The organism is Pantoea sp. Ap-967 (genome assembly GCF_011752565.1).
Lineage (GTDB): Bacteria > Pseudomonadota > Gammaproteobacteria > Pseudomonadales > Pseudomonadaceae > Aquipseudomonas.
Genome location: NZ_VWXK01000035.1, coordinates 1 through 14,463, shown reverse-complemented (window position 1 = coordinate 14,463; position 14,463 = coordinate 1). Strand labels below are relative to the sequence as shown.

At 66.7% G+C, this 14,463-nt stretch carries 3 protein-coding genes; all 3 read left to right on the top strand.

Annotated features, from left to right (window positions below):
• The first annotated feature begins 363 nt into the window (after window positions 1–363).
• Window positions 364–1,545 (top strand): N-acetylmuramoyl-L-alanine amidase, encoded by a 1,182-nt coding sequence (locus F3J45_RS30415; RefSeq protein WP_167069701.1) that lies wholly within the window; start codon window positions 364–366, stop codon window positions 1,543–1,545.
• A gap of 334 nt (window positions 1,546–1,879) precedes the next feature.
• Window positions 1,880–2,875, top strand: a complete 996-nt coding sequence (locus F3J45_RS25530; protein WP_167069699.1) for an IS110 family transposase — start codon at window positions 1,880–1,882, stop codon at window positions 2,873–2,875.
• Between the two features lie 337 nt (window positions 2,876–3,212).
• A partial coding sequence (locus tag F3J45_RS25525) for a non-ribosomal peptide synthetase (protein WP_167069697.1) occupies window positions 3,213–14,463 on the top strand: 11,251 nt, incomplete at its 3' end.

The window sequence follows — 14,463 nt, the reverse complement described above, 5'->3', positions numbered from 1 at the left end:
AGGAGGCCGAACGGAGGCCTTGCTCCCGGGAGGACCGCGCTGCAGGCCCCATCCTGGGGCCCATCGCTTGACGGGCATCCATGCCCGTCACCTCCCTCCGCAAGGCCTCCGCTCGGCCTCCTAAGGTCGCAATCTGCGTTTGCTGAACTACCGCGCGCTTAGAAGCAAGAGCAAGAGCAAGAGCAAGAGCAAGAGCGACAGCGACAGCAAGCAACGCGGCCGTGGTAGGAGCGAGCGCAGCTCGCGATGCGCCGCGCAGGCGGCGCTCGATCTCAAAGCAAGCGCAAGCGGTTCAGGCTTGGAAATGGCGTTAAATTTGTTATAACGTAACAATATCCCGATTCCCTGTTGGATCACTGGTGTATGAACAGACGTAGTTTGTTGAAGTTTCTCTTGGCGGGAATCGCCTTACCCACTTCACTCGTTGCCAATGCAGCACAATCTCTGCGACGTATCCGCGTCAGTCGGGTAGAGGGCCAGGCCACTGTATTGCTCGATCTCAGCGGCCCGGTCGTTTCCAACAGCTTCACCCTGGACTCCCCGCCACGGCTGGTGCTGGACCTCAAGCAGACCGTGATGTCCGCACCGCTCGAAGGTTTGACGTTCGAAGGCACGGCGATCCGCTCGATCCGCAGTGGAACGACACCGACAGGCGATTTACGCATTGTCCTGGACCTGACCGAACCGGGCGTTCATACCGCGCTTCGCCCACTCCCCAATCTCAGCCACACCCTGCAACTGCAAGTGGCGGCCCCGCTGCGCAGTGCGGTGGCGAGCACGCAGGCCAACCGAACCCCCGAGCGCTCCGGCGCCAGGGTTAACCGTGACCTGCTGGTGGTGATCGACGCCGGCCATGGTGGCAAGGACCCGGGCGCGCTGGGCGCAAAGGGCGAGCAGGAAAAGCGCGTTGCCTTGCAGATTGCCACGCTGCTGGCCAAAAGAGTCAATGCGCAGAAGGGTTACAAGGCCCGGCTGGTTCGCAGCGACGACGTGTTCATACCCTTGCGCAAGCGCGCCGAACTGGCTCAGCGGCTCAAAGCCGACCTGTTCGTTTCCGTGCATGCCGATGCAGCCCCCAGGCTCACGGCTTCGGGGGCCTCGGTATTTGCCCTGTCCCAGGGCGGCGCCAGTTCGTCGATGGCACGCTGGATGGCTGCGCGTGAGAACGGTGCCGACGCGGTGGGCGGTGGTTTGGCGGTGAAGTTGCGTGAGGACGATCCCATGGTTGCCGGGGTGTTGCTCGACATGTCGATGAACGCCACCATTTCCACCAGCCTGGACCTTGGCCATCAGGTGCTGACGCAGTTGGGCACGGTTTCGCGGCTGCATCAGCCACGGGTCGAGCAGGCTGGGTTTGCGGTGCTGAAGTCGGCGGCCGTGCCTTCGATCCTGGTGGAGACCGGGTTCATCTCCAACGTCAATGATTGCCAGCGGCTGCACGACACCCGCCAACAACGCAAGATCGCCGAGGCGATTTTCGCGGGCGTCGAGGGGTATTTCCGACAACGGCCACCGGCAGATAGCCTGATTGCCACCTTGGGGTAGGGTGGTCCGGTTTTAGCCTTGTGGCGCCTGTGAGATCGAGCGCCGCCCGCGCGGCGCATCGCAGGCAAGCCTGCTCCTTGTATGTTGTGTCTGGCCTGGCGAGAGAGGTTATTCTCGTCAGGTTGAAGAAGCACTTCCGGGGAGGCCGATCGCTCCTAAAGGCAGGGATTGCCCCTGACCTTGTATGTAGAGAGGCCCCCCGCCTCATTGCCCACTGCGAAGAGTATCGAGAAGCCGACAAGTCGGACTTCGCATTACAAGGTTGCAGCCGCATGAAGTTCGAGGTCGGGGAACCGGAGGCTATTGTTACCTAACTCGCTTGGGAGAGGGAAGGATGAGTGTCTGGGTTGGCCTCGATATCGGCTCGCGTAATTCGATCGTCGGGGTGCGTAAAGATGGGCGTCCCGCTGGACAATGGGATATCGCTCAAACCCCTGCAGGCCGTAAAGCTGCGGTGAAAAAGCTACTGGCACTCAAGCCCAAGTCGATCGTGATGGAGGCGACCGGGATCTATTACCTGGACTTGGCCCTTGAGCTGCATGCGGCTGACCTCCCTGTTTCAGTGATCAACCCCAAAAGCTTTCACAACTTCGCCAAACTGATGCTGGTGAACAGCAAGACCGATGCAATAGATGCTCAACTGCTGTCTGAGTACGGCGAGCGTATGACCCCGCGCTTGTGGATACCTCCAAGCCTTGAACAGCTTGAGCTGAGAGCACTGGGCCGACACATCAATCGTTTGGTGGGGCACCGCACCAGGGCGAAAAATGAACTGCATGCATTGCAGGCGACTACTACGACCGTGCCAATGCTGATCGAAGATCAAGAAGAAGCAATCGCTTCACTGGATAATCGTATTGAGCGCTTTCGTAAGGCTGGCCGCGAGCTGGTCGCCCAGTGTCCGACGCTGACTCGGCAGTACAAGCAGTTGCTCGCAGGCCCTGGGATAGGAGAGGTCTCGGCACTTGCTGCATTAGCTGAGCTGACGACTCTTCCTCAAATGCTCAAGTCCTCGCAGGTAGCTCGCCATGCGGGGCTTGATGTTCGACAGACACAGTCAGGAACAAGCATCGATAAGCCCGGTCGACTCGGAAAAAGTGGAAATGCTTACCTGCGGGCAGCCATGTACATGCCTGCCTTGACCGCAGTGCGCTGCGATCCTTATGCGAAGGCTTTTTACGAGTCGATGCTCAGTAGGGGTAAGAAAAAAATGCAGGCTATCGCTGCCGTCATGCGCAAGTATCTGACAGGTATCTGGGCATGCATGCGCGGAGAAGACCTGTTCGATACGGCCAAGCTTTTCAGCTCTGAACACCTTGGAAAAGCTTGACCGCCAACAGAGTATCTACATTTGTTTCGGGCCAATGTTCATGTGGCCACCGCGCGCGCCCTTGGCGTACGACGCGATATCGTGGTGAACGAACAAGGCGGTCGCGCGCGATGGCACAGGCGTAACTGGCCCGAAACAGATGTAGGAGCAGGCTTGCCTGCGATGCGCCGCGCGGGCGGCGCTCGATCTCAAAGGCACCACAAGGCTAAAGCCCCACACCACGGCATCAATCCCAATCCTGCACCTGATTGTCCCCGCTTCCCATGTCAGACCCTCCGGTCACGATCCTTTAGCGTGTCGACGATTACCCATTCCAGGCAAAGCAGGATGCTTACCGATGCACTTCAGCGAACTGATGGCGGCTCTTTCCACCCACGCAATCCGACTCCAGCGCGAACACCAGGACCTCATCGTCCTGGGCGATGACGACGCCCTGGACGATACCCTGTGGGAGGCCCTGTCACGGCACAAGCCGGCCTTGCTGGAGATGCTGGCCGGGTGCGATGACGACTGGCTCAGCCCCGCGTTTCGCATCACCCCCGACATGCTGCCGCTGGTGCAACTCGACCAACCCTCGATCGACCGCATCGTCGCCAGCGTGCCCGGCGGCGCGGCCAACGTGCAGGACATCTACCCCCTGGCCCCCCTGCAACAAGGCATGCTCTACCAGCACTTGTCCGCCCAGCACGGCGACCCCTACCTCGCCCAAGTGCAACTGCGCTTTGCCAGCAAGGCGCACCTGGAAGCCTTCGCCGATGCCCTGCAATGGGTGATCCAGCGCCACGACATCCTGCGCACCGCGCTGCACTGGGAATACCTCGACCAGCCCGTGCAAGTGGTGTGGCGCGAAGCGGCCCTGGTACGCGAAGCCGTCGCCGTGGGCGGCAACGATGCCCTGGCCGCGCTGTGCGCACGGTTCGACCCGCACCACTACCGCCTGGACCTGCGCCAGGCCCCACTGATGCAGTTGATGCATGCCCCAGGCGAAGGCGGGCAGTGGGTCGCCCTGCTGATGTTCCATCACGTAATCATGGACCACACCGCGCTGGACATCGTGCGCCGCGAAATTCAAGCGCACCTGGCCGGTGAGTCGGCGCAACTGGCCCCGCCCATGCCGTTTCGCAACGTGTTGGCCGCCGCCCGCCAGGCCCTCGACGAACAGGCCCATGAGCGCTTCTTCCGCGATATGTTGGGCGATATCGACGAGCCGACCCTGGCCTTCGGCCTGCAAGACAAGGCCGACCAACCGCTGCAGCAAGCCCGCCTGACCCTGCCCGCCAGCCTCAGCGCACGCCTGCGCCAGCACGCGCGCCAGCTCGGCGTAAGCCCGGCCAGCGTGCTGCACCTGGGCTTCGCGCGCCTGGTCGGGCAATTGTCGGCGCGCCAGGCCGTGGTGTTCGGCAGCGTGCTGCTGGGGCGCATGACCACCGGCGATGGTAGCGAACAAGCCATGGGCATGTTCATCAACACCCTGCCGCTGCGCATCGACCTTGGCCGCACCGGTGTACGTGCCGCGCTGCTGGCCACCCACAAGCGCCTGAGCACCTTGCTCGGGCACGAACAAGCCTCGCTGGCCCTGGCCCAACGCTGCAGCGGCGTGGCCGCGCCTGCGCCACTGTTCAACAGCATGCTCAATTACCGCCACAGCGATGCCGGTGACGCCGCCGAGATCATTCCCGTGGCACCCGGCATCGACATCGTGGGCGCCGAAGAACGCACCGACTACCCACTGACCGTCAGCGTTGACGACTTAGGTACGGATCTGCGCCTGACCGTGCAAAGCCTGCCCCAGTGGGGCGCCGAGCGCCTGGGCCTGCAGTTCGAACAGGTGCTGGCAAGCCTGGCCGATGCCCTCGAACAGGCGCCGGATACCCCCCTGCAGAGCCTGCCGGTGCTGCCACAGGCCGAACGCGAGCAGGTGCTGCAGCAGTTCAACCGCACCACCCAGGCCTACCCACAAGGCCAGACCGTGCACGCCTTGGTCGAAACCCAGGCCGCCCGCCAGCCCAGCGCGCAGGCCTTGCAGCAGGGCAGCCAGCAGCTGAGCTACGGTGAGCTGAACCGCCGCGCCAACCAGCTGGCGCACCACCTGATTGCCCTGGGGGTGCAGGTGGGCGACCGCGTCGCCCTGTGCCTTGGGCGCACCCCCGAGCGCCTGGTTGGCCTGCTGGCGGTGCTCAAGGCCGGGGCCGCCTACGTACCGGTGGACCCGGCATACCCAGCCGAGCGCATTGCCTACCTGCTGCACGACAGCGCACCCACCCTGGTGCTGGCAATGACCGAAACCCAAGGCTTGCCGGACATCCCGCGCCTGAACCTGGACCAGGCCGCCGCCTTCGCCGCCGACGACAGCAACCCCCAGCGCCAAGGGCTGGACGCGCAGCAGTTGGCCTATCTGGTCTACACCTCCGGCTCCACCGGCCAGCCCAAGGGCGTGATGATCGAACACGCCACCCTGGCCAACCTGGTGCACTGGCACTGCCAGGCCTTCGACCTGCAGGCGGGCTCACACAGCTCCAGCGTCGCCGGCTTCGGTTTCGATGCCATGGCCTGGGAAGTCTGGCCAACCCTGTGCGCCGGCGGCACGCTGCACCTGCCGCCGCAGCACATTGGCAACGAACATGTCGACGAACTGCTCGACTGGTGGCTGGAGCAACCCCTGCAGGTCAGCTTCTTGCCTACCCCGGTGGCCGAGCAGGCGCTGCGCCGCGAGCGCCAGCACCCCACCTTGCGCACCTTGTTGGTCGGTGGCGACCGTCTGCGCCAATTCGACCGTGACCCAGGCTTCTCCCTGGTCAACAACTACGGCCCCACGGAAACCACCGTGGTCGCCACCTCCGGGCAGCTGCTGCCTGGCGGCGCGCTGCACATCGGCCGCCCGGTCGCCAACACCCGTGTGTACGTGCTGGACGAGGGCCTGCAGCCGGTGCCTGCCGGGGTCACCGGTGAGTTGTACATTGGCGGTGCGCAAGTCGCACGCGGCTACTTCAACCGCCCGCAGTTGAGCGCGGAACGCTTCCTTGACGACCCGTTCAACGCCGGCGGGCGCATGTACCGCAGCGGCGACCTGGTGCGCTGGAACGCTGATGGCACCCTGGACTACCTGGGCCGCAACGATGACCAGGTGAAGATCCGCGGCGTGCGCGTGGAACTGGGCGAGATCGAAGCCACCCTGGCCGCCCAAGCCGGTGTCGGCGATGCCGTGGTACTGGTGCGCGAAGGGCGCCTGCTGGCCTGGTACACCGAGGCCGCGCCCGTGCACCCTGACCACCTGCGCCAAGCCCTGCAGGCCAGCTTGCCGGCGCATATGCAACCCATGGCATTCATCCGCCTGGAGGCACTGCCACTGACCAGCCACGGTAAGCTGGACCGCCGCGCGCTGCCCAACCCCGACGGCGATGTGCTGCCGGGCCAGGCCTACGAAGCGCCGCAAGGTGAGCTTGAGGCCACCCTGGCCGTGGTGTGGGCGCAGGTGCTGGGCGTGCCGCGGGTAGGGCGCCACGACAATTTCTTCGAGCTAGGCGGCCATTCGCTGCTGGCCGTGACCCTGGTCGAGCGCCTGCGCAAGGCGGGGCTGGCCATCGACGTGCGCGTGCTGTTCGCCCAGCCGACCGTGGCGGCCCTGGCCGGCGCCGCCAACCTCGGCGGCGAGGCCAAGGTGCCGGAGAACCGGGTGCCGCACGCAGCCGAACAAATCACCCCAGCCATGCTGAGCCTGGTCGAGCTGGACCAGGCTGCAATCGATGCCGTGGTTGCCACGGTGCCCGGCGGCGCCGCCAATGTGCAGGAAATCTACCCGCTGGCACCGTTGCAGGAAGGTATCCTCTACCACCACCTGAGCGCCGAGCACGGCGACCCCTACCTGCTGCAGACCCGCCTGGCCTTCGACAGCGTCGAGCGCCTGCTGGCCTGGGCAGGCGCGTTGCAGCAGGTGATCGAGCGCCACGATATCCTGCGCACCGCGGTGCTCTGGCAAGGCCTGCCACAGCCCCTGCAAGTGGTGTGGCGCCGCGCCGAGCTGCAGGTGTGCGAAGTCGACGACCTGGCCGATGAACCTGGCCTTTCGCGCATCGAGCAACTGCATGCACGCTTCGATGCCCGCCATCACCGCATGGACCTGGCCCAGGCACCGCTGACCCGGCTGCACTACAGCCTCGACCCGGTTAACCACCAGGTGGTGGCGATCCTGTTGTTCCACCACCTTACCCTCGACCACACCGCCATGGATGTGGTGGCCCGGGAAATGCGCGCGTTGCTGTTCGGCCAGGGCAGCGCGTTGCCGCCAGCCGTGCCGTACCGCAACTACGTGGCCCAGGCCCGTCTGGCCGACCAGGCCGGCCATGAGGCGTTCTTCCGCGACATGCTGGCAGATGTCGAAGAACCGACCCTGCCGCTGGGCTTTGCCGATGTGCAAGGCGATGGCCGTGACATCGAAAGCGCCTTCCTGGCCCTGGACGCCGAACTCAGCCGCCGCCTGCGCAGCCTGGCCCGGCAACTGGGCGTGAGCGCCGCCAGCCTGATGCACCTGGCCTGGGCGCGGGTACTGGGCGTGCTCGCCAACCGCACCGACGTGGTGTTCGGCACCGTGCTGATGGGCCGCCTGCAGGGCGGCGAGGGGGCCGACCGGGCCCTGGGCATGTTCATCAACACCCTGCCGCTGCGGGTCGATACCCACGCCGATGCGCATGCCGCCGTGCGGGCTACCCACCGCAGCCTGTCGGCCTTGCTCGGCCATGAACATGCGCCACTGGCCCTGGCCCAGCGCTGCAGCGCCGTGGCCGCGTCGGCGCCGCTGTTCAGCGCCTTGCTCAACTACCGCCACAGCGCCGAGGATGCCCCGCGTGAAGGCGAGGGCATCTGGGAGGGCGTGCGCCTGCTCGGCGGCGAAGAGCGCAGCAACTACCCGCTGACCCTGAGCGTCAACGACCTGGGCGAAGGCTTCAGTTTCAGCGTGCTGGCCGTGGAAGGCATCGGCGCTGCCCGTGTCACCGGCTGGATGGCCAATGCCGTGGCGCAGTTGCTGCAGGCGCTGGAGCCTGGGCAGCAGACGACACTCGACAGCCTGCCGATCCTCGACGATGCCGAGCGTCAACACCTGCTCGGCCGTTTCAACGCTACCACGCAGGCGTACCCGCAAGGGCAGACGGTTCATGCCCTGGTCGAAGCCCAAGCCGCTCGTGCAGCGGAAACGACCGCCGTCAGTCAGGGCGAGCAGGCCTTGAGCTATGGCGAGCTGAACCGGCGCGCCAACCGCCTGGCCCACCGCCTGCTCGAACGCGGCGTGCAGTGTGGCGACCGGGTTGCCCTGTGCCTGCCGCGCAGCGTCGAACGGGTGATCGGCCTGCTGGCGGTGCTCAAGGCGGGCGCCGCCTATGTGCCCGTGGACCCGGCCTACCCGGCTGAGCGAATCGCCTACCTGCTGGAGGACAGCGCGCCGGCACTGGTACTGGCCGACTCGGCCATCAGCGGTTTACCCGGCGACTTACCGCGCCTGGACCTCGACCAGCAAGGCAGCTGGCACCATGACGACAGCAACCCCCACGTAACCGGCCTGGATGCCCACCAACTGGCCTACGTGGTCTATACCTCCGGCTCCACCGGCCAGCCCAAGGGCGTGATGATCGAACACCACACCCTGGCCAACCTGGTGCACTGGCACTGCCAGGCGTTCGCCCTGGGCGCCGGCGAGCGCACCTCAAGCGTTGCCGGGTTCGGCTTCGATGCCATGGCATGGGAAGTCTGGCCGGCGCTGTGCGCCGGTGCCACCCTGCACCTGCCGCCGGCGCACATCGCCAATGAGCACGTGGACGAACTGCTCGACTGGTGGTTGCAGCAACCGCTGAAAGTCAGCTTCCTGCCCACCCCGGTGGCCGAACAGGCCCTGCGCCGTACGCAGCAGCACCCCACCTTGCGCACCTTGCTGATCGGCGGCGACCGCTTGCGCCACTTCGACCGCGACCCAGGCTTTGCCCTGGTCAACAACTACGGGCCGACCGAAACCACGGTGGTCGCCACCTCCGGCACCGTGCTGCCCGGTGGGGCGCTGCACATCGGCCAGCCGATCTCCAACACCCGCGTCTACGTGCTCGACGCGCGGCAACAGCCAGTGCCGGTTGGCGTCACCGGCGAGTTGTACATCGGCGGTGCGCAGGTTGCCCGGGGTTACCTGAACCGCCCCGAACTCACCGAACAACGCTTCCTCGCCGACCCGTTCAGCCGCCTGCCGGGCGCGCGCATGTACCGCAGCGGCGACCTGGTGCGCTGGAATGCCGATGGCACCCTCGATTACCTGGGCCGCAATGACGACCAGGTGAAAATCCGTGGCATGCGCGTGGAACTGGGGGAAATCGAAGCCGCCCTGGCCGCCCAGCCAGGTATCGATTCAGCCGTGGTGCTGGTGCGCGGCGAGCGCCTGCTGGCGTGGTTCACTGAAACCGCGCCGGTCGACCTCGACACCCTGCGCCAGGCCCTCAACGCCAGCTTGCCGGCGTACATGCTGCCGCACGCCTTCATGCGCCTTGCGCAGTTGCCGCTGACCAGCCATGGCAAGCTGGACCGCCGCGCCTTGCCCGAGCCTGACTTGGCGCAGCTGGGCCATGTCGCCCCGCTGGGCGAAACCGAAACCCGCATGGCGGCCATCTGGGCCGAGGTGCTGGGCCTTGAGCGGGTAGGGCGCCACGACAACTTCTTCGAGCTGGGCGGCCACTCGCTGCTGGCCGTGACCCTGATCGAGCGCCTGCGCCAACAGGGCCTGAACACCGACGTGCGCGTGCTGTTCGGCCAACCGACCATCGCCGCGCTGGCTGCAGCGCTGGGCAGCGGCCGCCAGTTCGAAGTGCCGACCAATGGCATTGCCGATGATTGCCAGCACATCACCCCGGGCATGCTGACGCTGATCGACCTCGACCCCGCCAGCATCGAGCGCATCGTCGCCACGGTGCCGGGCGGCGCCGCCAACGTGCAGGACATCTACCCGCTGGCGCCGCTGCAGGAAGGCATCCTCTACCATCACCTCAGTGCCAGCGGCGATGACCCGTACCTGCTGCAATGGCAGGTGGTGTTCGACAGCCCGGCGCGCCTGCAAGCCTTCGCCGCCGCCCTGGACAAGGTCATCGCCCGCCACGACGTGCTGCGCACTGCCGTGCTCTGGGACGGCCTGGCACAACCGGTACAAGTGGTCTGGCGCCACGCTCCGCTGCGGGTCATTGCTCAACCTTCGGCAGGCGCGGGCTCGCCCCGCGAAGGCGACACCGCCGATTTCAAACTCAGCCAGGCCCCGCTGATCCGCCTCGTGCATGCCGACACGGCCGGCCCCCTCAACGCCACCTTGCAGTTCCACCACATCGCCCTCGACCACACCGCGATGAAGGCCGTACTGCACGAAATCCGCGATCACCTGCGCGGCGAGCAACCCAGCCAGCCGCCCGTGCCGTACCGCAACTACGTGGCCCAGGCCCGCCTGGCCATCAGCGAGGCCGAACATGAAGCCTTCTTCCGCGCTGAACTCGGCGATATCGACGAGCCAACCTTGCCATACGGCCTGGCCGACCTGCAGGGCAAGGCCTGCGATTTCGAGCTGGCCACGGTCCAGCTCGACCCCACCCACTACCAGCGCCTGCGCCAACACGCCCAGCAGCAGGGGGTGAGTGCCGCCAGCCTGCTGCACCTGGCCTGGGCACGGCTGGTGGCGGCCACCAGCGGCCGCGACAGCGTGGTGTTCGGCACGGTGTTGCTTGGCCGCCTGCAGGGCGGCGCAGGTGCCGACCGTGGCCTTGGCATGTTCATCAACACCTTGCCACTGCGCCTGGACCTTGCCGGCCTGCAGGTGCGCGACGGTGTGCGCCTGGTGCACCAGCGCCTGAGCGCGCTGCTGGTGCACGAGCACGCCTCGCTGGCCCTGGCCCAGCGTTGCAGCGGCGTGGCGGCGCCAACGCCGCTGTTCAGCGCCATGCTCAACTACCGCCACGGCGCCAGTGCCAGCGAACGGCAGGCCCAGCGCGAAGCCCTGGAAGGGATCGAGGCGCTGCCCAGCGGTGGCCATGGCAACTACCCGCTTAGCGTCAACATCGATGACCTTGGCGATGGCCTGCGCCTGACGGCCCAGGTGCCCCAGCAGGTGGGTGCCCAGCGCCTCTGCGAGCAGCTGCTGCACGTGCTGCTGGGCCTGCTCGATGCCTTGGAACGGCAACCACAGACGCTGCTGCAGCACTTGCCCGTGCTCACCGCTTCGGAGCGCCAGCAGCTGTTGGTGGCCGCCAATGCCTCGGCACAGCCCCATGACCTGCAACAGCCGCTGCACGCCCTGTTCGAGGCCCAGGTGCGGCGCGCACCCGATGCCGTGGCCCTGGTGGCGCAAGAGGGCGAGCTGACCTACCGGCAACTCGACGAACAGGCCAACCGCCTGGCGCACCACCTGATCGCGCTGGGCGTGCGGCCCGATGATCGCGTGGCGATCTGCATCGAACGCGGGCTGTCGCTGGTAGTTGGCTTGCTGGCCATCCTCAAGGCGGGCGGCGCCTATGTGCCTGTCGACCCAAGCTACCCGGCGCAGCGTATCCGCCACATGCTCGCCGACAGCGCGCCCCAGGCCGTGCTGGTGCATGCGCCAACCCGTGACGTGGCTCCCCACGCCGTTCAGGTGAACCTCGACCACCCCAGTTGGGCCACCCAGCCGATCAGCAACCCACGGGTCGCGGGCCTTGCAGCGCACCACCTGGCCTACGTGATCTACACCTCCGGCTCCACGGGGGTGCCCAAGGGCGTGATGGTCGAGCACCGCAACGTGGTCAACCTGGTGCACTGGAGCCGGCGCCTGTGCGCCGTTGGCGAAGGCGCCAGCGTACTGCACAAGACCCCGGTCAGCTTCGATGCCTCGGTGTGGGAGCTGTTCTGGCCGCTGTGCAGTGGCCTGCGCCTGGTGCTGGCACGCCCCGACGGCCAGCGTGACGGGCACTACCTTGCGCAGCTGATCCAGGCGCAACAGGTCAACGTGGTGCAGTTCGTGCCGGCCTTGCTGCAGCAATTTCTCGACCAGCCACAAAGCGCAGGTTGCACCAGCCTCAGCGACATCGTCTGCGGCGGTGGCGAACTGACCGAGGCACTGGCCGCCCTGGTGCGCCAGCGCCTGCCGGGGGTACGCCTGCACAACGTCTACGGCCCCACCGAAACCACCGTCGACTGCAGCGCCTGGACCCTGGAGCCGCAGGCGCCGTTGCCGCGCGGCAGCTTGCCCATCGGCCAGCCGATCGACAACACCCACCTCTACGTACTCGACAGCGCCGACCAACCGCTGCCGTGGGGCGTGGCGGGGCACCTGCATATTGGCGGTGCTGGCGTCACCCGCGGCTACCTGGGCTTGCCGGCGCAGCAGGCGGAACGCTTCATCGACAGCCCGTTCGTGGCCGGCGAGCGGCTGTACCGCAGCGGCGACCTGGTGCGCCAGTGGGCCGATGGCACCCTGGAATTTTTTGGGCGCAACGACGATCAGGTGAAAATCCGCGGCCTGCGCATCGAACTGGGCGAGATCCAGGCCTGCCTGGGCCGCGTCGCCGGTATCCGCGAAGCCGTGGTACTGGCCTGCGACGACCGTGCCAGCGGCCCACGCCTGGTCGCCTACTACACCGGTGCAGCCCAGGCGCCGGACGCCCTGCGCCAGCACCTGCTGGCGCAATTGCCGGAGTACATGGTGCCGGCGTTGTACATCCACCTTGAGGCACTGCCGCTGACTCCCAACGGCAAGCTCGACCGCAAGGCCTTGCCAGCCCCTGACGCGCAACCGCGCACCTTCGAGCCACCGCAGGGCACCACCGAAACCCTGCTGGCGCAGCTCTGGGCCGAGCTGCTGGGGGTTGAGCGGGTAGGGCGCCACGACAATTTCTTCGAACTGGGCGGCCATTCGCTGCTGGCTGTCAGCCTGACCGCGCGCCTGCGCCTGGAAGGCTTGCAAGTCGATGTGCGGACCTTGTTCGGCCAACCGACCATCGCTGCGCTGGCCGCGACCCTGGGTGCCGACCAGCAGGTCAAGGTGCCGGAAAACCGCATCCCGGCGAACTGCAGCCAAATCACCCCGGACTTGCTCAGCCTGATCGACCTCGACCAGGCGGCCATCGACCGCATCGTCGCCAGCGTACCCGGCGGCGCTGCCAATGTGCAGGACATCTACCCCCTGGCGCCGCTGCAGGAGGGCATTCTCTACCACCACCTCAGCGCCGCCGAACACGACCCCTACGTGCTGTTCTCGCACCTGCGCTTCGACAGCCTGGCGCGCCTGCAAGCCTTCGCTGCCGCCCTGGACCAGGTCATCGCCCGCCACGACGTACTGCGCACCGCCGTGCTCTGGGACGGCCTGCCACAACCAGTGCAAGTAGTCTGGCGCCAAGCCCCACTGCTACTGGTTGCACACCCCCCTGTAGGAGCGGGCTTGCCCCGCGAAGGCCATATCGCGGATTTCAACCTGAGCCAAGCCCCCCTGATTCGCCTCTTGCATGACGACACCGAGGGCCCCCTCGAAGCCACCCTGCAGTTCCACCACATCGTCCTCGACCACACCGCCCTGGAAGTGGTGGGCGAAGAACTCCAAGGCTTCCTGCAGGGCGCCCCGGCCCCGGCCCACGCCCCGGTGCCTTACCGCAACTACGTGGCCCAAGCCCGCCTGGGCATCAGCCAGGCCGAGCACGAGGCATTCTTCCGCACGCAACTGGCCGACATCGACGAACCCACGTTGCCATTCGGCCTCAATGACGTGCAGGGCGATGGCCGCGACATGCAGGAAGCCAAGCTGCCCTTGTCTGCCGAGCTGGCCAGCGGCCTGCGCCGCCAGGCCCGGGTGCTGGGCATCAGCGTCGCCAGTTTGTTCCACTTGGCCTGGGCACGGCTGCTGAGTGCGGCCAGCGGCCAGGACCGGGTGGTGTTCGGCACCGTGCTGCTGGGCCGCTTGCAGGGCGGCGAAGGCGCCGAGCGGGCGCTGGGCATGTTCATCAACACCTTGCCGCTGCGCGTCGACCTGGCGGGCGTCAGCCTGCGCGACGCTGCCCATGCCACCCACCAGCGCCTGAGCGCGCTGCTGGCCCATGAGCACGCCTCGCTGGCCCTGGCCCAGCGCTGCAGCGGCGTGGCGGCGCCATTGCCGCTGTTCAGTGCGATGCTCAACTACCGCCATGGCGCCGAGCGCAGCGACGAGCAGCGCCAGGCCTGGCAAGGCATCGAGGTGTTGGACGGGCAGGAGCGGACCAACTACCCGCTGAGCCTGAACGTCGATGACTTGGGTGAAGGCTTCCGCCTGGTGGCCATGACCCCGGCCGAGGTCGGCGCGGCGCGTATCTGCGGGCAGATGAACCAGGTGCTGGAGGCCATGGTTGCGGCGCTGGAGCAGGAGCCGGAGCTGTTGCTGCTGCGCCTGCCGGTGTTGCAGGCCGAGGAGCGCCAGCGGGTACTGGTGGAATTCAACGACACGGCGGTCGCTTACGACCTTGAGCAGACCCTGCATGGGATGATCGAGGCGCAGGTGCTGCGTTCGCCCGAGGCGGTGGCGGTTCGCGCTGAAGAAGGCGAGTTGAGCTACCGCGCGTTGAACGAGCAGGCCAACCGCC

Excerpts from the sequence above, each read along its gene's own strand:
- F3J45_RS30415 (WP_167069701.1), top strand. The coding sequence starts at position 364 with ATGAACAGACGTAGTTTGTTGAAGTTTCTCTTGGCGGGAATCGCCTTA.
- F3J45_RS25530 (WP_167069699.1), top strand. The coding sequence starts at position 1,880 with ATGAGTGTCTGGGTTGGCCTCGATATCGGCTCGCGTAATTCGATCGTC.